20 protein-coding genes are annotated in these 18,705 nt (G+C 58.7%); 8 read left to right on the forward strand and 12 right to left on the reverse strand.

Annotated features, from left to right (window positions below; all coding sequences use genetic code 11):
- Positions 1-176 precede the first annotated feature (176 nt).
- The 4 genes from AB5Y99_RS11830 to rlmM are packed head-to-tail and all read left to right on the forward strand — an operon-like array spanning position 177 to position 3,244.
- On the forward strand, positions 177-1,097 hold the full coding sequence (locus tag AB5Y99_RS11830) for a transcriptional regulator GcvA (RefSeq protein WP_005338622.1): 921 nt from the start codon (positions 177-179) through the stop codon (positions 1,095-1,097).
- The gene (locus AB5Y99_RS11835; protein ID WP_368209766.1) at positions 1,090-1,719 is read left to right on the forward strand and encodes an alpha/beta family hydrolase; all 630 of its coding nucleotides are present in this window, start codon (positions 1,090-1,092) and stop codon (positions 1,717-1,719) included. Before AB5Y99_RS11830 ends, AB5Y99_RS11835 begins: the two co-directional genes overlap by 8 nt.
- Before the next feature lie 51 nt (positions 1,720-1,770).
- A complete protein-coding gene (locus AB5Y99_RS11840; RefSeq protein WP_005358623.1) occupies positions 1,771-2,157 on the forward strand; it encodes a DUF423 domain-containing protein in 387 nt (128 codons plus the stop codon).
- Positions 2,150-3,244: a 23S rRNA (cytidine(2498)-2'-O)-methyltransferase RlmM gene (gene rlmM, locus AB5Y99_RS11845; protein WP_005338617.1), complete on the forward strand. Its 1,095-nt coding sequence runs from the start codon at positions 2,150-2,152 to the stop codon at positions 3,242-3,244. Before AB5Y99_RS11840 ends, rlmM begins: the two co-directional genes overlap by 8 nt.
- Positions 3,245-3,326: 82 nt before the next feature.
- Here the strand turns inward: rlmM and AB5Y99_RS11850 are convergent, their stop codons facing one another.
- The 7 genes from AB5Y99_RS11850 to queF all read right to left on the reverse strand — a co-directional run bounded on the left by AB5Y99_RS11850 (position 3,327) and on the right by queF (position 12,551).
- A complete protein-coding gene (locus AB5Y99_RS11850; RefSeq protein WP_005349721.1) occupies positions 3,327-3,785 on the reverse strand; it encodes a hypothetical protein in 459 nt (152 codons plus the stop codon).
- Positions 3,786-3,902: 117 nt separating this feature from the next.
- A complete protein-coding gene (locus AB5Y99_RS11855) occupies positions 3,903-4,910 on the reverse strand; it encodes an isocitrate dehydrogenase (protein ID WP_219295990.1) in 1,008 nt (335 codons plus the stop codon).
- Positions 4,911-5,069: 159 nt separating this feature from the next.
- A complete protein-coding gene (xni, locus tag AB5Y99_RS11860; protein WP_368209767.1) occupies positions 5,070-5,870 on the reverse strand; it encodes a flap endonuclease Xni in 801 nt (266 codons plus the stop codon).
- Between the two features lie 135 nt (positions 5,871-6,005).
- Positions 6,006-7,361: a nucleotide 5'-monophosphate nucleosidase PpnN gene (ppnN, locus tag AB5Y99_RS11865; RefSeq protein ID WP_323890801.1), complete on the reverse strand. Its 1,356-nt coding sequence runs from the start codon at positions 7,359-7,361 to the stop codon at positions 6,006-6,008.
- Between the two features lie 148 nt (positions 7,362-7,509).
- Positions 7,510-9,126 (reverse strand): GGDEF domain-containing protein, encoded by a 1,617-nt coding sequence (locus AB5Y99_RS11870; RefSeq protein ID WP_323890803.1) that lies wholly within the window; start codon positions 9,124-9,126, stop codon positions 7,510-7,512.
- A gap of 83 nt (positions 9,127-9,209) precedes the next feature.
- Positions 9,210-11,492 (reverse strand): hypothetical protein, encoded by a 2,283-nt coding sequence (locus AB5Y99_RS11875; protein WP_199416159.1) that lies wholly within the window; start codon positions 11,490-11,492, stop codon positions 9,210-9,212.
- A gap of 210 nt (positions 11,493-11,702) precedes the next feature.
- Entirely contained in the window at positions 11,703-12,551 is an 849-nt protein-coding gene (queF, locus tag AB5Y99_RS11880; protein ID WP_213386725.1) for an NADPH-dependent 7-cyano-7-deazaguanine reductase QueF, read from the reverse strand.
- 204 nt (positions 12,552-12,755) lie between these two features.
- Between queF and syd the strand changes: the two genes are divergently transcribed.
- Entirely contained in the window at positions 12,756-13,304 is a 549-nt protein-coding gene (syd, locus tag AB5Y99_RS11885) for a SecY-interacting protein (RefSeq protein WP_368209770.1), read from the forward strand.
- Between the two features lie 92 nt (positions 13,305-13,396).
- Here syd and AB5Y99_RS11890 read toward each other — a convergent pair whose 3' ends face one another.
- The 5 genes from AB5Y99_RS11890 to AB5Y99_RS11910 form a co-directional block, all read right to left on the reverse strand.
- Positions 13,397-14,182, reverse strand: a complete 786-nt coding sequence (locus tag AB5Y99_RS11890) for a Zn-ribbon-containing protein (RefSeq protein ID WP_110303303.1) — start codon at positions 14,180-14,182, stop codon at positions 13,397-13,399.
- A 3-nt stretch (positions 14,183-14,185) separates the two neighbouring features.
- Positions 14,186-14,482 carry a hypothetical protein gene (locus AB5Y99_RS11895; RefSeq protein WP_368209772.1) on the reverse strand — a complete coding sequence of 99 codons (297 nt, stop codon included), beginning with the start codon at positions 14,480-14,482 and terminating at the stop codon, positions 14,186-14,188.
- Between the two features lie 84 nt (positions 14,483-14,566).
- Positions 14,567-14,803, reverse strand: a complete 237-nt coding sequence (locus AB5Y99_RS11900; protein ID WP_005338602.1) for a DUF2789 family protein — start codon at positions 14,801-14,803, stop codon at positions 14,567-14,569.
- Positions 14,804-14,877: 74 nt separating this feature from the next.
- Positions 14,878-15,177: a DUF3301 domain-containing protein gene (locus tag AB5Y99_RS11905; RefSeq protein WP_069526230.1), complete on the reverse strand. Its 300-nt coding sequence runs from the start codon at positions 15,175-15,177 to the stop codon at positions 14,878-14,880.
- A gap of 111 nt (positions 15,178-15,288) precedes the next feature.
- Positions 15,289-16,329, reverse strand: coding sequence for a DUF3549 family protein (locus AB5Y99_RS11910; RefSeq protein ID WP_103251461.1), 1,041 nt, complete (start codon positions 16,327-16,329; stop codon positions 15,289-15,291).
- A gap of 276 nt (positions 16,330-16,605) precedes the next feature.
- Between AB5Y99_RS11910 and AB5Y99_RS11915 the strand changes: the two genes are divergently transcribed.
- From AB5Y99_RS11915 to AB5Y99_RS11925, 3 genes are all read left to right on the forward strand, one after another.
- Entirely contained in the window at positions 16,606-16,941 is a 336-nt protein-coding gene (locus AB5Y99_RS11915) for a YqcC family protein (protein WP_005338596.1), read from the forward strand.
- A complete protein-coding gene (gene truC / locus AB5Y99_RS11920) occupies positions 16,938-17,711 on the forward strand; it encodes a tRNA pseudouridine(65) synthase TruC (RefSeq protein ID WP_201955190.1) in 774 nt (257 codons plus the stop codon). The genes AB5Y99_RS11915 and truC overlap by 4 nt, the downstream gene beginning before the upstream one ends.
- A gap of 90 nt (positions 17,712-17,801) precedes the next feature.
- Positions 17,802-18,242: a flavodoxin gene (locus AB5Y99_RS11925; RefSeq protein WP_128815494.1), complete on the forward strand. Its 441-nt coding sequence runs from the start codon at positions 17,802-17,804 to the stop codon at positions 18,240-18,242.
- The last annotated feature ends 463 nt before the right edge of the window (positions 18,243-18,705 follow it).

Below are 18,705 nucleotides of genomic sequence, written 5' to 3' on the forward strand. Positions count from 1 at the left end.
CAACACCACAATCGCAGTCGAAAGACTCACTAAAAACACATGTAAACCAACACGTAGTAGAAAATGTGAGCCATATGACGACTGATTGCTGGGCGAATTATGTTTATTCACTGGTCGACCCGCAACCGACAAATTATAATGCGCCCCATTAGAAAAACTCATCGTCGGCTGGTGTCATGTCTCGTCGTTTACCCCCGCTCAATGCCCTCAAGGCCTTTGAAGCTGCGGCTCGTCACTTAAGCTTTACCCGCGCAGCAGAAGAGTTGTTTGTGACTCAGGCTGCCATCAGTCACCAGATCAAGGCGCTGGAGGAGTATCTTGGCATCAAGCTGTTCCGCCGCAAAAACCGCTCCTTGTTGCTGACCGAAGAGGGGCAGGGCTATTTCCTGGATATCAAGGACATCTTTGCCTCCATTTCTGAGGCGACCGACAAGCTGCTGGCGCGCAGCGCCAAAGGGGCGCTGACGGTGAGCCTGCAGCCGAGTTTTGCCATCCAGTGGCTGGTGCCGCGGCTGGTGAAGTTCAGCGAGCGCCATCCCGACATCGATGTGCGGATCAAGGCGGTCGATCTCGACGAAGGGTCGCTCACCGACGATGTGGATGTGGCCATCTATTACGGGCGCGGCAACTGGCCGGGTCTGCGCTCGGACAAGCTGCATACGGAATACCTGATCCCGGTCTGTTCCCCCTTGCTGCTGACCGGGCCCAAACCGCTGCGTACGCCGCAAGATTTGACTCTTCATACCCTGCTGCACGATACCTCCCGCCGCGACTGGAAGGCCTGGTTCCGCCAGCTCGACATCGATGCACCCAACGTCAATCAGGGGCCCATCTTCAGCCACTCCACCATGGTGATCCAGGCGGCGATCCACGGCCAGGGGGTGGCGCTTGGCCACAGCGTGCTGGCACAACCCGAGATTGAGGCCGGCCGCCTTATCTGCCCGTTCGAGCAGGTGCTGGTGAGCAAAAATGCTTTCTATCTGGTGTGCCAGGAGCAACAGTCGGATCAGGGCAAGATCGTTGCCTTCCGCGACTGGATGCTGGAGCTGGTGGAGCAGGAAGAGGCGCGTCGCAGGGCAAGGCTCGCCGATGCCTGATGTGATCCGCGAGGGGGCAATTGATGCCCCCGTTCGCATTTTGCTGGCCCACGGGGCAGGCGCGGGGATGGATCATGTCTTTCTTGCCGAGTTGTCACGCCTGCTGGCTGGCCCCGACATCGAAGTGGTACGCTTCAACTTTCCCTACATGACCAAGCGAGCACAGGATGGCAAGCGCCGCCCGCCTGACAGGGCGCCTGTGCTGCTCGCCCATTGGCGCGACATGATCCGCGAGTTTGCCCATCCACGGCTGTTTCTGGCAGGCAAGTCGATGGGCGGGCGGATGGTGGCGGAACTGTATAGCGAAGGCGAGGGTGAGATGAATGCTGCAGGATTGCTCATTCTCGGGTATCCTTTCCACCCTCCGGCCAAGCCCGACAGCTGGCGAGGCGAGGTACTCAAGCATATTGCAGTGCCAACCCTGCTGTTGCAGGGGGAGCGCGACACCTTCGGTAGTCGCGCCGAACTGGCCGATTTCCCCTTCTCACCCGCCGTATCGGTCCATTGGTTGACCGATGGTGATCATGGTTTCAAACCGCGTAAAGCCAGTGGCGTGAGTGAGCAGGATAATATGCAGCATGCAGCGGCGGCCATCAGCCATTTTGTGGCCCGGCATGGATAGCACGAGAGGGTTGGCTTTATTGCCAGCCTCGATGAGAGAGGGAGAGTGAGGATGCAGATCCATCGACATTGGCTGATACTGGCCGGTCTCTTCGGGTTGACGGCCACCATGCTGGGGGCTTATGGCGCCCATGGATTGGCGGCGACCGGCATTACGCCCGAGCGTCTGGCGGCATTCAATACCGCCGTGCAATATCAGTTTTTTCACGCATTGGCCCTGCTGGTTCTGGGCTGGTGTGGTGTGCGCAGCAGGGTGATCCACCTGGCTGGCACCGCTTTTGTGCTGGGGATCATCGGATTCTCCGGCAGTATTTACGCCATGGTGCTGCTTGGCAGCAAGGGGCTGGGGTTGATTACCCCGGCCGGTGGCCTCTGTTTTATGTTGGGATGGGCGGCCCTGATCTGGGCTGGCTGTCGTCTTGGAGGAAAAAATGAATAATCTGCTGCTTTATTGCCGCCCCGGTTTTGAGAAAGAGGCGGCTGCAGAGATCACCGAGCGTGCCGGTAACATGCAGTGCTACGGTTTCGCCCGGGTCAAGGACGACAGCGGTTATGTGATCTTCGAACTGTATGACGAGGAGCAGGCGGACCTGCTGGCTCGCAAGCTGCCGTTCCGGGAGCTCATCTTCATCCGCCAGATGCTGGTGGTCACCCATGAGCTGAAGGATCTGGATGTCGCGGACAGGATCTCCCCCATCCTTGAGGCGGTGAGTGACTACACCATTTGCGGTGATCTGCGGGTCGAAACCGCGGATACCAACGAAGCGAAAGAGCTGTCGGCCTTTTGCCGCAAGTTCACCGTGCCGCTGCGTCAGGCGCTGCGCAGCAACGAGATCCTGACCAAGAAGGAGACGCCGAACCGTCCGGTGTTCCACGCCTTCTTCATGGCCAATGATCACGTGTTGCTGGGTTACTCCTACTCGTTCAACAACTCCGGATTCCACATGGGGATCCCGCGCCTGCGCTTCCCGGCCGATGCACCGAGCCGCTCCAGCCTCAAGCTGGAGGAGGCGTTTTACGTGTTCGTGCCGCGGGAAGAGTGGGATGTGCGTCTCTGTTCAGGCATGAAGGCGGTGGATCTGGGCGCCTGCCCGGGTGGCTGGACCTATCAGTTGGTGCGCCGTGGCATGATGGTGACGGCGGTCGACAACGGCATGATGGCCCAATCCCTGATGGATACCGGTCAGGTCAAGCATATCCGGGATGACGGTTTCGTGTGGCGTCCGAGCAAGAAGAACACCTACTGGCTGGTGTGCGACATGGTCGATAAACCGGCGCGGGTCGTTCACATGATTGCGGACTGGTTCCGTGAGGGTGACTGCCAGGAGGCGATGTTCAACCTCAAGCTGCCGATGAAGAAGCGTTATGCCGAGTCGGTGCACAATATCGAGGTGCTGCGCGAGATGCTCAAGGAGATCGACAACGCGTTCGTGATCCAGGCCAAGCAGCTCTATCACGATCGAGAAGAGATCACCGTGCATGTTTACAACAAGTACTGGGTCTCCAAACTCGAGCCCAAGGCGTGATGTAGCAGTTCTGCCCGTACGATAAATACCAAGGCCGACAGGGAAACCTGTCGGCCTTTTGCTATTCAGCTGCCGGAAAATATCAGAAACGGTAATCGAGGCGCAGGGAGGATTCGTCGTCGGTCACCTTGATCTCTATCTGCAGCGGGATGGTTTTGTCGACCGGATTGAATTGCATCTTTATCCCGTCTCCTCTCAGCCTGAGGGCGGTGTTCATTCCGCCAGCCTTGAACTTGACCTTGGGTCTGAAGCGTTCGACCGACAGACTGACGCTCTTTTCCGGGGTCAGATTAAGCTGCGGGTAGGAGGTGATCTTTTGATTGCCAAAGTTGTCGGTGGAGACTTCAATACCAAACGACAGGGGTTTGGGTGCCTTGAGCAGGTCGTTGGTATTCAGGCTCGAGCGCCATACCTCGGTGGCAGTCCGTTTTTCCTGCTGTGGCAGTTTGGCGGTTTGGGTCTGTTGATCCTGCTCGAAAGCACTGGCAGTACCACACACTAGCATCAGGCCCGACACCAGATAGCACCCGTATCCCTTCATGAAAAACACTCCCTGTTCTTCTTCTCTATTGAACATAGTTGCTGTTTAGGGAGTGGCAAAGGATTCGGAAACATAAAAAAGGGAGCCGAAGCTCCCTTTTAAAATCAATGAATTAACTCACAGACGATCGATGATGGCCTGGGTGAATTCGCTGGTGGAAGCCGCGCCGCCCAGATCGCGAGTGACCCGATCACCGGATTCGATGGTGGCTCGTACTGCCTCGCGGATCCGCTCTGCTTTATCCTGCATGCCGAGGTACTCCAGCATCTGAATGGAGGCAAGGATCACCGAGGTCGGATTGGCAATGTTCTTGCCTGCGATGTCGGGGGCAGAGCCGTGGACCGCTTCGAAGATGGCCGCGCCATCGCCGATGTTGGCGCCGGGCGCCATGCCAAGGCCGCCAACCAGACCGGCGCAAAGATCCGAGAGGATGTCGCCGAACAGGTTGGTGGTGACCATGACATCGAAACGCTCCGGGTACATCACCAGATTCATGCAGGCGGCATCGACGATCATCTCTTCGCTCTGGATATCCGGGTAGTGGCTGGCGATTTCACGTGCCACTTCGAGGAACAGGCCGGAGGTCGACTTGAGGATGTTCGCCTTGTGGATGATGGTGACCTTCTTGCGCCCTTCCTGACGAGCCAGCTCGAAGGCAAACTTGACGATGCGCTCGGCCCCTTCGCGGGTGATGATGCTCATCGCCTCGGCACTCTTGTTGTCATCGCTGCGCTTCTGACCTGCACCCGAGTACATCCCTTCGGTGTTTTCACGCACCGTGATGATGTCGATGTTGTCGTAACGGCTTCTGGTGCCCTTGAAGGAGATGACCGGGCGCACGTTGGCGTAGAGGTTGAACTTCTTGCGCAGGGAGACGTTGATGGAGGTAAAACCGCCGCCGACCGGTGTGGTCAATGGCCCTTTCAGGCTCACCTTGTTCTTCTCAATCAGATCCAGGGTAGCCTGGGGTAGCAGCTCGCCATGCTTCTCGAGGGCAACCAGACCCGCATCAGCGTATTCGTACTCAAAGTCACAGCCCGCATGGGTCAGGATCTGGATGGCTGATTCAATGATGCTGGGGCCGATGCCGTCGCCGGGGATCACGGTAATTTTTCTTTTGGACATGAGAGGGTTCCACTTCCAGGGTATAGGGGAGGATGGGGCTGCTTTATAGCATTTACTCAGCAAACCAACCACATTCCTTTACATTCTACTCACTTTTATCAACAGCAAGGGTGAGTCTCGTCATGGTTCACGCCCTTGTCTGCATTTTTGTTCGGCATTTTAGTCCGGCTGGGGCGGGTAGCGGATGTCCCGCAGGTTGAATCCCAGCGGAATATCCCGCTGCAAGCGCACCAGCCGCTGGGTCAGCAGGGCCTCATCCTGATGTTGGCGCAGCTTGATCAGTGGCTTGGCGGCGTCCTCTTGCTGGCAGGCCTCGAGCATGGCTGCCAGATTGCCATATTGCTGTAACAGCTGGGTGGCGGTCTTGGGGCCAATCCCCGGAACCCCCTTGATATTGGAACCGCTGATACCGGTCAGGGCCCAGAAGTCGACCAGCTGAGCAGGGGCTACCCCATATTGCTGCTGGACGAAGGCCGCATCCAGCCAGCGCTTGTTGAAGTAGTCGCGCACCCGGATCTGCTGGCAGATCAGTTGGCAGAACCCCTTGTCGGTGGAGATGATGGTCGCCTGATGGCCATGGTTGGCGATGCCGCTGGCGAGGGTGGCGATGAGATCATCCGCTTCATCGGTCTCGGAGAGCAGGGCATCGACCCCGCACTCCCAGAAGGCATCCTGCAGGGTCGCCAGCCCTTCACGCAGTTCGGGGGGCATGGGAGTTCGCCCCTCCTTGTAGGCCGGATAGACCTCTTTGCGCCAGCTATGCACCTCGCCATCAAACACGGCAATGACATGGGTCGGCTCGCTATTGGCCAGCAGCTTGCGGCAGGTATTGATAAGGTTGGCGCGGGTTGCAACCAGCGCCTGGGCAGGGGTCAGTGCCTGCTGGGCCTGTACCGCGTGCAGACGGCGAATGAGGTTGAGGGCATCGATGATGAGCAGGTGTGGCCGGATAGTTGACATGGGGCACTCTTGGCGGTCGGGACGCCCCATTGTAACAAACCGCTCGCCTTATGGGGGATTGATGGCGGTTGGGAAGGCATAGCGCTAATAAAGAGGGGCGCCGCTGCGCCCCTCTGTCGATGATGTATCTGTATCCTAGCGGACGATTTCGTAGCAGGGCACATACTGGCTGCCCGGCAGCTTCATCCGCTGCTGCTTGACGAAGCTCTCCAGCAGTTTGTCCATCAGGTGCATCAGCTCCTTGTCGCCGTGCAGCTTGAAGGGGCCCTTCTTCTCGATGGCGCGAATGCCCCCTTCCTTGACGTTGCCGGCGACGATGCCGGAGAAAGCACGACGCAGGTTGGCGGCCAGCAACTGGGGCGGCTGGTTGCGGTGCAGATCCAGACTGGCCATGCTGGCGTGATCCGGTTCGAAGGGGAGCTGGAACTCCGGCTCAATCTTGAGGGACCAGTTGAAAGAGTAGGCATCGCCGACCGATTTGCGGTATTCGCGGATTTTCGGCATCGCCTCTTTCATCACTCGGGCCACTTCCGGTGCATCGCCGACAATGATCCGGTAGAGCTTGGTTGCCGGTTCACCGAGGGTCGCCTTGATGAAGTCGTCGATGGCACGGAAGTAGTCGGCACTCTCTTTCGGGCCGGTCAGGATGATGGGCATCGGCTGCCGCTCGTTGGCCGGATGCATCATGATGCCGAGCAGATAGAGCAGCTCTTCGGCGGTGCCGACCCCACCCGGGAAGATGATGATGCCGTGGCCGAGGCGTACGAAGGCTTCCAGCCGTTTCTCGATATCCGGCAGGATCACCAGCTCGTTGACGATGGGGTTGGGTGGTTCGGCCGCGATAATGGAGGGTTCGGTGAGGCCGATGTAGCGCCCGTTGCGCACCCGCTGTTTGGCATGGCCGACGGCGGCCCCCTTCATCGGGCCCTCCATGGCGCCCGGACCGCAACCGGTACAGATGTTCAGCTCACGCAAGCCCAGTTCGTTGCCCACGGCGCGGGTGTACTGGTATTCGATCTCGTTGATGGAGTGGCCACCCCAGCAGACGATCAGGTTGGGGTCGGCGCCGGGCAGGATCACCTTGGCGTTGCGCAGAATGGCGAACACCACGTTGGAGATATGAGTGGAGTTGGTCAGATTGACCTGGCGGTTGGACTCGAGCTGATTGGAGACATAGAGAATGTCGCGCAGCACCGAGAAGAGGTGCTCCTGAATGCCGCGAATGATCTCGCCATCGACAAAGGCGTGCTCGGGGGCATTGAACAGTTCCAGCTTGACCCCGCGCTCGCGCCGGATCACATGAATATCGAACGATTTGAAGCGCTCCAGGATCTCCTTGGAGCTGTCGGTATGGCTACCTGAATTGAGCACTGCCAGCGAGCAGTTGCGAAACAGTTGATAGATATCGCTGGAGGCAGTCTGCTTGAGGCGATCCACCTCAAGCTGTGACAGCAAATCCATGCTGCCAACGGGATTGATGTGCGTAATCATAGGTTCCCCTTTACTCACTTGTTATCGTTGTGTTTTTCCCTGGGGAGAAAAGGGGACGCTATGTTGCATCCCCTGAGATCGATAGTAGTGGTAACAGAGGGTGGAGGGAAATAGGGCGCCGACTGTTCGCTGTTTTTTTAGCCGCTTGTCAGGCCAGTGTCACTTGATCCCGACCGGTGTGCTTGGAGTGGTAGAGCGCCTTGTCCGCCCGCTCGAACACATCTGACGGGTTGTCCCCATCCTTGAACAGGGTTGCGCCGATGGAGATGGTGATCTCCACCTTGGCATCGCGAAAACGGAACGGGATGCTCTTGATTGTCTGGCGCAGGGTCTCCAGCGGCTTCTGGAACTTGTCCGGGTTGATGTTGGGCAGCAACACCACGAACTCTTCTCCACCAAAACGGGCGATGAAGTCGGTGTCACGCAGTGCACTCTGCAGCGCTTTGGCGACTACTTTCAACGCCTTGTCACCCGCCATATGACCGTAGTTGTCATTGATGTTCTTGAAATGATCGATGTCGATGATCGCCATGCAGAGCGGAGTGCGGTAACGAAGCCAACGTTTGTACTCCTGCTCCAGCCGTTCATCAAGGGCGGCCCGGTTGTGTACCTGGGTCAGGCTGTCGAGGAACAGCTTGTGTTTTTGAATGGTCAGCCGCTTCTTGTACTCGGCGGTCTCCTCCTTCATCAAGCGCAGCTTGGACTCCATGGTGGAGAGGCGGGTGAGCAGGTGACGCTCCCGCGCCGCCGTGCTGTCACGCTCTTGCAGCAGCAGGTTGATGGCGCCCATATGGCCGGAGATGGCGCGCTTGAGCGCATCGATGGAGTTATGGCTGGCCAGGGAGTGATCGATCGCCTGCAACTCGTTGACCAGTGCCTCGCGGGTCTCGCGGGTTTCGTTTTGCAGCGCACGCCCCTCATCGAGGGATTCGGTAAAGCCGACATGTACCGCGGACAGGCTCTCGTTGAGGGAGCTGAGGAAGGCGCGGGAGGCTTTACGCTCCTCACGGGTGCCTTCGATGATGAGCTCGATCACCTGCAGGCAGGTTTCCGCCAGCAGGGCAGGGTTGATCCCGATCAGCAGCTGACGGCGAATGTCGCTCAGGCTCTCGCCGATGGCGCCGGCAAAGTCGAGTTCGGTGATAAGCCGCTGCAGCTCATCGGCGATGCGAGCGTGATCCTTGAGGTCAAACGGGTCGACATCGGGCTGGCCATCGTTGCTGGCAGTATCGCTTTCTTGTTGAGTTGCACCTGACGGTGCCAACAGGGGTTGGCTTGGCAGCAGCTGGATCTTGATCGCCTGCTGGTAGAACTCCAGCAGCTTGATCACCTTCTTCTGGTGATCGGCAATGCCGTAACCGGCGGGACTTGCCAGAAATTCCTTGAGGGACTTGCGGGTCTCTTCCGGGAAGCCCTTGATGTTTTTCAGCTGTTTGGAACCAAGATCGATGGCAGTTTGGGTCAGGGTGATCGACTCTTCCAGCGCATTGCTGTGCTGCTGCAGCAATTTTTCAATGGCCAGCAGGTCGGCGTCCAGCGAGGTAAATGCGGGATTGTTATCCAGTTTCTGCTTGAGCTTGGCGAAGCGATTGTCCAGCTCGCGGTCGAAGCCACGGCAGGAGAGCATCAACTTGTTGATAAACTGGATGCCGCGAGCACGCTCTGCATCGGAAAACGACAGCACGCCGTCGAGTTCCAGCTGTTTCTGCTGAAGGGATTCCCTGAGTCTTGCCAATTGTCCTGCTACGGCAGCGATGTCATTCATTATCAGGTCGCCCTGTTGTCATTATTGTTTTTGGTGTTGGATAGCAACAGTGGTCGAACCTGGTTTCGATCCTCGCCTGTTATCTACATTATTTCCTGGTGGTTATCGGCTGCCGGCTTCCTTGCAAGGCTGGGCCAATTAACCCATTGCTTTTCATGAGAAGAATTGACTTTTACCAGTCCCTTGTCAATTGCCATCAGGCCGCATTGCCACACATCTCCATTAAAAAATGCCGCTTGTTGGCAATCGATCGCCGCGAGCTCCAACCAGGCGTTTTGCTGGCATTTTTCACTGAGCTGAATGGCTCCCGACAGGGCGAGATAGCAGAGGTCAAACAGGCCATTGTGATCGAGCGCGGTCGCCGCTTTCGGCAGGAAGGGGTGACTGACAATCCCGAGGCTGATCTGGCGATCCAGCGGATAGCTGCAAGGGAAGGCGGCGATGGCGGTCAGCAGGTCTCCCGCCAGTTGATGCAGGTTGGTGACGTGGCGTTGTGGCACCACATAGAGCATGTGTCCTTCACGCAAGTCATAGATACGGCCATCTTGCGGGGTCAGGGTGTCCATATAGGCACCGAAGGCCTGCTCGATTTCTCTGCTGGCCTGATAGCCGTGGCGCTCCAGTGTGTTGACCAGGAAAGGCACCCGGAACAGCAGATAGTGCAGCTTGTCATCGAACTCGCTGGAGGGTTGTTCACTGAGGTACCAGCGATCCGATTTCAGCTGGCGCTTTGCCATCTCCCGCGGCCAGCGGTTCATCAGCCGCTGCCAGTTGGCCAGCCCCGAGCGTGGCTCGATCAGCAGGGCCTCATTGGTCCGTTTCAGTTGCAGGCGGGCAGTACGCAGCTTGAGCCAGAGGGTGAAGAAGAGGTAGATAAAAAGCGCCAGCAGCAGGCTGGTGGTGATACTCGACCAGAGATAGCGCTCCTGCTGATGCTGGCTGTTGTTAAGTCGCTGCTCCAGCTCTTTGATATGTTGCACCCGCTCGACCTGGACATAGTTGTCACGGATCGCCGCCTGCTCCATGGCCTGCTCCTGCTGGCGCACCTCCTCGCCAAGACGGTGGAAGCGCTTGTAGCTGTCGAGAGCCTGACGCAGATACCCCTTCTGCTCGTAGGCAAGCGACAACAGGCGGAATACCTCGTACTGACGGCGGGTATCGCCGAGCTGATTGGCCAGCGCGCGGGCGTTCTCCAACTGCAGGATGGCAATGGCGGCCTCCTGCTTCTTCAGATAGAGCTCGCCGAGCAGCAGCAGGGTATCGATCAGCGGCTCTTTGGCATCGCTCAGTTCGTGAGACTGGCGGGCCGCATTGAGGTAGTTGCTGGCCAGCGAGAGGTTGCCGCTTTGCAGGTAGGTTTTGCCGATTTCGTATTTGAGCAGGGAGGCTTGCGGTCGGTTGCTTCCCTCATCGAGCAGATCCAGCGCATTAAAGAAGTAGACCAGCGCCATATTGAGGTCGCCCTGCTCGCGATTGAGCCGCGCCAGCACCATCAGGGAGTCACACAGCAGGGAAGGGTTGCCGATGGAGTGGAAGTAGTTGGCCGCCTCATTGGCATACTGCAGCGCTTTCTGGGGCTCCTGCTCCTGCTGGTAGAGTTTGACTATCTGGTTCGACAGCAGGCCGAGAAAGAGCGGGTCATTGAGGCTTTTGGCCTGTTGCTGGGCATCGATATATTCCCCCAGCGCCAGCTGTGGCTGCTGCAGCGCGCGATAAAGATCGCCGCTGATGGCGCTGACCCAGGCACTGGCGAGAGGATTGGGGGTCTTGGCGGCCCAGATCCGCGCATCTGCCAAGTGGGCCTTGGCATCATCGAAGTGCTGGTTCTCGATGTCGTAGCTGGTGCGTTGCAGGCGGCCATAGATCTGCAGCTGGCTCTGCTTGAGCGTGGGGACGGCCAACTGTTCGTCCAGTTGATCCATCAGGGCGCGGCTGGTGCTCTGGTTATCCGGTTTGAGGGCCTGACTGCGGATCTTGAGATAGAGGCCGTGGGCCTTGAGTTCCGGTTGCTGCTCTTTGTCTGCCAGCGCCATCGCCTTGTCGAGCGCTTGCTGGGTGGCCTGATATTGGCCCAGTTGCAGCAGACACTCCCCTTTGAGCAAGTGGGCGCCTATGGTCTGGGCCGCCGTGCTGTAACTCAGGATGGGTTCGCGATAACCGAACTCCTGGCGATTGCTGATGATTTGCTGGGGATTATTGGCTGCGCGCGTCAGGAAGGCGGTGGTGATCTGGACGCATCTGGCAGGATCGGTCAGTACCATCGATTGCGCTTGTTGCAGATCGATTGAGAGTTGCTCCTTGTCCAGATCCAGATTCGGAGCTGACAGGGAGGACATCATCATGGCCAGAAAAAACAGTTGATTCATTGGATTAAGGACGGCGCAGAGGTGTTGGCATGTTATCCAAGCCCCCCCCTGCGAGTCCAGCGTTTACTGTGGTTTGCTGGTGGCCGGCAAGTGGGTTTCGTCTGGATTTTATTATCCAGCCCCCTTATCCCAGCTGCGTAAAGCATCGATTGAAACCTTTTTGCCCGTCATGGAGGGCAGTGCGACTGCCCTCTCTGTCGCAACTCGACTTTATTGGCGGATCAGACGCAGGTTAGCGGGCACGGCTTCGAAATCGGAGCGGAACGGGTTGATGTCGAGGCCGCCGCGGCGGGTATAGCGGGCATAGACGGTCAACTGCTCAGGCTGGCAATAGTGCTTGAGGTCGATAAAGATCCGCTCGATGCACTGCTCGTGGAACTCGTTGTGCTGGCGAAACGAGATGAGGTAGCGCAGCAGCTTCTCCCGATCGAGTTTCGGCCCCTTGTAGCGGATCACCACAGAGCCCCAGTCGGGTTGGCTGGTGACCAGACAGTTGGATTTGAGCAGGTGGCTGTGCAGGGTCTCCTCGACCAGCTCGCTACCGGCTGCCCCTTGCAGCAAGGACGCATCAAACTCGTAATTGTCTACCTCGATATCCTGCTCATCGATGCACTCGCCAGGCAGCTGGGCAATCTGGTGCGGCGCCTTGTCGAGGGGGTACAGGGTCACCTTGACGGTCTCGCCCGCACAGGCACTCAGATCCTTGGTCAGCATGGCGGCGACTGCCTCGATAGAGTCGCAACGGGTCTGGTTGAAGGAGTTGAGGTAGAGCTTGAAGGATTTGGATTCGATCAGGTTCGCACTGGTGGCAGGAATGTTCACTTCCCCCACCGCTACCATCGGCTTGCCCTTGGCGTTGAGCCAGGAGAGCTCATAGAGGGTCCAGACATCGCAACCGCTAAAGGGCAGATCATCGCCCAGTTGGAGATCATCCCGGTTCAGGCTGCGGGGAACCGGCTGCAGCAGGGAGGGGGTGTACTGGCTAATGTAATCGGATTGCTGGCCCAGGCTCAGGCCGGTCAGGGCGCTGGCCCCGGCGTATCTATCTTGTTTGCTCACAGGGTTGCTCACGTAATGTGCTCATGATGAGTGGAATGAAACAGGCCATTGCTGGGCCGGATGGTTGCAGCCGTTTGGCTTGGGCGTCGGCCTCTCTGTATCCCAGGTTCTGTTTCCCGGGTCGCAAGGTCGGCTGGCAACCTTGTCTGTTACCGGGTTTGGTGGTGCAATAGCGGACTTTGCCAGCAATTGTGGGGATTTTCGATGTCGGATCAAGTTTTGTCTGCCCTGGAGCACTTTTTTGCCCGCTGGCAACGGGATGGCGAGGCCAGACGAGGCCTGCCCCTGTGCGAGTGGGAGGCGGACTGGCGTTCCCCCTGCCAGCTTGGTGAGCCCGCCGATGGTCGGGTGGCCTGGCGTCCTCACTATCGCTCCGAGCCCGCCGATTTTACGGCCATGGCCGATGCCCTTGAGCTGACAATTCATCCCAGCGCCATTGCCCTGTTCGGGCACTGGTTCAGCCGCCCCATCCCCTGCCTCTTCAAGGGGCTGCGCCTTGAACTTATCCTGCCGTGGAACGACGAGGATCTCGATCTGCTCAAGGAGAACCTCATCGGCCATCTGCTGATGTTGCGCAAGCTAAAACGAACCCCCTCCATCTTTATTGCCACCACCCGCAACGAGATGACGCTCATCTCGCTGGATAACGAGTGTGGTCAGGTGTGGCTGGAGTGGCTCGATTCTGGTCGCCGTCTGACGTTGGCGTCTTCCTTGCCAGCGTTTTTGGAACGGCTGGAGACGTTGCCGCAATAGCACCTGCTCGAGCCAAGGTTACTCATCGGAACGAAAAGAGCCTTGCCATGCGGCAAGGCTCTTTTTTATGGCATCGTGTACAGGGAACGCGCTTAATCCTTGAAATCCCAGGAGAGGTTGGAGACCAGACGGCAGCTGTCGCACTTGAAGTCGAAGATCTCGTGCAGCGGCTCTGCCAGCGCCCACTCACCGCCACAGCTGGGGCAGGGGCGCGCCTTCTCTTCGGCAGCGCTCAACCCGCCCACCCGGTAGAGGTAGTAGTAGGTGGGGATGCCGCTCAGCACTTCCAACCGTTTGGCCAGATCGCTGCCGCGCCGGTAGAGACGGCTGCCCACTTCGCCGATTTCGTGCAGCGCCGCATGTTCGGCGATGGAGCCGTTCATCTGCAACTGATCGCACGCCTCCCAATCCTCCTGCCACTTGATGATCTGCTTCTGATCGCCGTTGGCGACTGCGGGCAGCTGGTAGAGCGGAATCGGGGCGAAGTGGTCGCCACAGCGCAGCGGCGAGCAGGTGTGCAAAAAGCTGGTGTAGAGCATCATCCAGCTCGGCCGCTCGCCCTGCTGGCCGCAAGGGTCGGTGCTGTCGGAGAGCAGATCCGCCCCCTGCAGCTGGAGTTTCGGCGCGAGCAGCCCGGCCTGATTGAGCTGCTGCTCGGCCAGTTTGACCTGCTCGCTCTGGTTGTCGGGGTGCAGGCTATCCTGCTCCGGGCAGACTACCCGACTGACGAAATAGCCGTCGTGCATGCTGGTGGGGAACTCCCGCCCGAGGATCTGGCCCTGATAACGCAGCATGTCGAGGTAGTTGACGATGGCTCGTTCGGCCTCGCCAAGGGAGGTATCGCGGTAGCACTCAAAGCAGAGTTCGACGATATACATGGCTCAGCGCTGCCCCTGCTGGATGAGCAGGTCGGTCAGGCGATCCACCTTCTGTTCGATGCGCGCGAGCTGTTCGGCGAGTTGCTGCAGGGTGAGCTCCGGTGCTGGCTGAGGCACAGCCTCTGGCAGGATCTCGCTCTCGGCGGTCGCAACTGGCTGCTGCTTCCACTGGCTCAGCACTTTCAGCAGCTCGGCCATCGGCACAGGCTGGGTGAGGCGGGCCTTGATCATGGCGGTGGTGGGCGTCAGGTCCTTGGCGGCCAGCTCGTTGGCAATTCGGATGATCTCGTGGGCGGACATAAGCATGCTCTGGGTGAGAAGGGGGGATCGATATCGGGGCGGGATCTTAACCAAAGCCAGCAGGGGAGGAAAGGGGCGGGCGGCTTAGCGGGGCTGGCGTAACATCACATCGAGCTGGTCGATCGCCTCGCACCAGTCGGAGTCGTTCCACAGGGCATCGCGCAGAAAGCTGGCCTGGGCGGCGTTCCAGAAACCGGCCTCCGGCAACAGGGTTTCATTGTCTAGGTGATGGTCGTGCACAAAGCGGTGCAGGCTCAGCTCGTCGTTGGCCATCCCGAGCTGGGCAAACAGGGCTGGCAGATCGTGGACAAGGGGTTCCATCTCGTCTCTCCCTTTGTTTAATCCCTGAGATTATAGACAGGCACAGCCATCGGGCGCAGAGACGAGATTGGAGATCAGGCAGAGGGGATGCGATGGGGGGGCAGATCAACGCCCACGACGTGCAGCCCCTGCATCTTGAGGGTGCCCTGATAGTGGCTCTCGCCATCGCTGGAGAATTCAAACTGATAGTGGGTCAGCAGCCGCAGAGGATTGCGGGCCAGCTCCCGCCGATGGCGAGCCAGTGACAGCAGTTGCAGATCATGGTGTTGGCAGTAGCGGCGCATGTATTGCCAAGCCACTTCTGCCTGTTGGCGTTGCAGCCAGAACAGGCCGGCAATCGCAATCAGCAACAAAATTCCGAGCATCTCTCCCATAGGCGGGCTTCCTTATCGTGATGTCGATAACCGGGAGTCCTGCTCGGCACCCCCGATCTCCTTTTCTATTTCCCGCCGTGTTGCCTCGTGGCGTGAGGGGGAGGCGAGGGATCAGGCCGATGCAAACAGACGGCCGATGGCCTTGCCCAGCGCATCGCTGCGGTCGGGGTCACGCAGTCTGGCCAGCATATCATTGCGCAGGGCCGGTAAAGTGACCAACTCGGCAAAAACCTGATTGAAGAACTGCGTCGGTTGTAGCGCCAGCTGTTCCAGATAGTGGCTGAGCAGATTGGCATCTTTCAGATCGGGCCAGAGCCGGCCCGCAATGGCGAGCAGCAGCGCAGGGCTCGGCTGGGTTTGCAGCAGGGTCAGCAGCTTGTTGGTGCGCAGCGTGCTGCCGGGGCAGGAGGCCATGGCGCGGCAGAGGTAGGCCAGGGTCTCCGGGTTGGGGGCGGCGCACTCCTGCTCCTTGCCGATCCGCTCGAGCAGGGCGCCTTGTACTGCCGGCGGCAGCGGGGCGTTTTCAAGGCTCTGGCAGAGGGCGTAGAGCGGTTCTTGCGGCAGTTTGGGCAGCGCCTTGCAGATCAGCGCCAGATTGCGCTCATCATGGAGTCGCTCGGCCAGATCGGCAAAGCCCTGCAGCCCCAGCGTTTGCCAACCGGTGTCGTTGGGGGCGGCCAGATAGTGGCAGAGGGCATCGTAATAGGCGGAAGGGGCCTGCTCCAGCTGGCGCGCCAGCTTGGCGTGCAGACTGGCCATTTTTGCCTCCGCCGGGCGGAAGGTGTAGGGATTGTCGGCCAAGCGCTGGGCTTTTTCCTCGTCCAGATCGCCGGTGAGCTTGTAGCCCAGGGTCTCCACCACCTGATCCATGAACAGCTTGGGGCCATTTGACATCAGCAGGCCGCGCTCATCGAGGGCAAACTTGAGGAACCAGAGGTAGTGGCGAGACTCGCTCGGCTGGAAGAAGTGCACACCCAGCCAGGCGTGCTGCTGCAGCGGCCAGGGGTAGGGCTCCTGCTGCTGTTCGATGCGGACAAAGGTGTCGCTTGCCAGTGGCCGCACCTGGCGGCCCATGTCAAACAGCTGGAACTGGGTGCCAGCCTGAGTCAGAAATTCGGTCAAGGTATTGATGGCAGTAGGCGTCGCAGACATGGTGAGATCCGGCTAATGGTGATGCGGGCCGATTATAAGGCCCTTGCCGAGGATAGCCAGTGGCAGCAGACGCGCGTTGCGGTAGATATCAACATGGCAGCCATGCGGGGGGAGGTGTATAGTATCGCCCTTTTTTAACGGCGGCAGGCCGTGCTGGCTGCCGTGTATGTCGACGAGCCGGCTGAATCGCCGGTGCTGCGCGATCGAATGTACCGGCATCCTGACTGACCCTGTCGGGTCAGCGGATCAATCTGTGGTTATGAGGAAGAGAGCGAGATGAATCAATATTTGCTGGTAGCTGGCCTGTTGGGGGAACTCACCGCCGAGTTGCAGCGCCTTGAGCGCTGGCAAGCTGACCATCCCGGTGACGAAGCCCTGGCAAGCACCCTGCCTTTTTGTGTCGATACCCTGAGCTTTGATCAGTGGCTGCAGTTCGTGCTGATCCCGCGCATGGAGCAGTTGGTGATGTTGCAGGCGCCGTTGCCGACCAGCGTCTCCCTCTATCCCATGGCCAGCGAAGTCTACAAAGAGGATCTGGCCGAAGCAGAAGCGCTGCTGCGCCTGATCGCCCGCTTCGATCTGCTGCTTTCCGGCAAAGTGATCGAACAATGATGCCAGCGCAAACCCGAGAAGAGAGTGACCTGAAGCTGACCCTGCTCTATCAGGATGAGTGGCTGGTGGCGGTCAACAAGCCGTCCGGTCTGCTGGTGCACCGCAGCTGGCTCGACAAGGGCGAGACCCGTTTTGCCATGCAGATGACCCGGGATCTCATCGGTGGTCGCCATGTCTATCCGGTGCATCGCCTCGACCGACCCACCTCCGGTGTGCTGCTGTTTGCGCTCGATCCGGTGATTGCCCGCGCACTGACCGAAGCCTTTACCCAACGTCAGGTGCACAAGGAGTATCTGGCATTGGTGCGTGGCTGGGCGCCCGAGCAGGGGGTGATCGACTATCCCCTCAAGGAGCAGCTGGACAAGATTGCCGATGCCATGAGCAACCCGGATCGCCCGGCGCAGGATGCCGTCACCACCTTCCGGCGCCTGCATAAGGTCGAGCTGCCCCACGTGGTCTCCAAGAAGCACCCTACCAGTCGCTACAGTCTGGTCAGATTGTTCCCGAAGACCGGCCGCAAGCATCAGTTGCGCCGCCATATGGATCATCTGTTCCATCCTATTGTGGGCGATACCACCCACGGGGATGGGCGCCACAACCGTTTCTTTCGCGAGCACTTCGGCTGCGAACGGCTGCTGCTGGTGGCCCGCACCCTGAGCTTTACCCATCCGGTGCTCAAGGTGCCGATGCGGATCCAGGCGCCGCTTGGTCAGGATGTGTTGCGCCTGTTTGCCGAGCTGGGCTGGCCCGCCAGCGAGAGCGACTACTAAGCGCCTGAGCCTCAGCCTTGAACCGGTGGCATCTGACGCCAGCTTGCTGATAGAGTTGTTCAAAAGAGTGACTCAAGCAGGGAGAGGAGAATGGCGCAGATCGATATCGTGGTAGGAACTGTCTACGGCGCAGCCATGCTGGTGGCCGAGACCTTGGCAGATGAGCTGGAACGCAAGGGGCATCACTGCACCCTGCACGAAGAAGCACGGCTGGCGGACATCGACCCCGGCCGTTTTTTATTGCTGGTCAGTGCCACCACCGGGCAGGGGGACATTCCTCCCAATCTGCAGCCCTTTGCCAGCGAGCTGGCTGACAAGGCGCCCTGGCTCAAGGGGCTGCGGTATGCCTTGATTGCCATGGGGGACAGCAGCTATGACCATTTTTGTGGCGCGGGCCGTCGGCTGGACGGATTGCTGCAAGAGCTGGGCGCCACGCGAGTGATTCCCCCGCTGGAGCTGGATGCTACCGTGCACGATGAACCCGAACAGGTGGCACTCAGCTGGCTGAAAAAGTGGGATATTCAGCCCTGAATATTCTCTGAAAAAGAGCCATATCAATCCCCTGATCCTTAACCGGCAGGGGATTGTTATTTGCACAAATGTCATCTCACTCAGCAAGCATATTTCCCACTCTTATTGTCGATAGTGGCGGAGGGATATTTTCTCCTTTTGGCATTCCATCGGCGTAATGGTTTCAAGCGCACCGCAGACCCGTTCTCCAAATAAAAGTTCAATCTTGAAAGCGATCTCAGTCATGTTTTTGTCATTCGATCGTAAAATAACGACTTTGGTTCAGTCGCGAATTAATTGCTGGTAACGCTTTCAGGTTTGGTGTGATTGCTTGTTTTGCGGTTTTATTGGTTAACTGTTGCCTTGTTGGCCGTTTTTTTGCTGACAGGTGTTGTGGCTATCGTTTGCCGAGCGATTTGTCGCCATTTTGTGAGTCGCTTCATATTTGTCGTGAAATACGCTCCCTATAATCAACCTCGGTTAT

It is taken from the genome of Aeromonas sp. R4-2 (assembly GCF_040908295.1).
Classification (GTDB): Bacteria; Pseudomonadota; Gammaproteobacteria; order Enterobacterales; family Aeromonadaceae; genus Aeromonas; species Aeromonas veronii.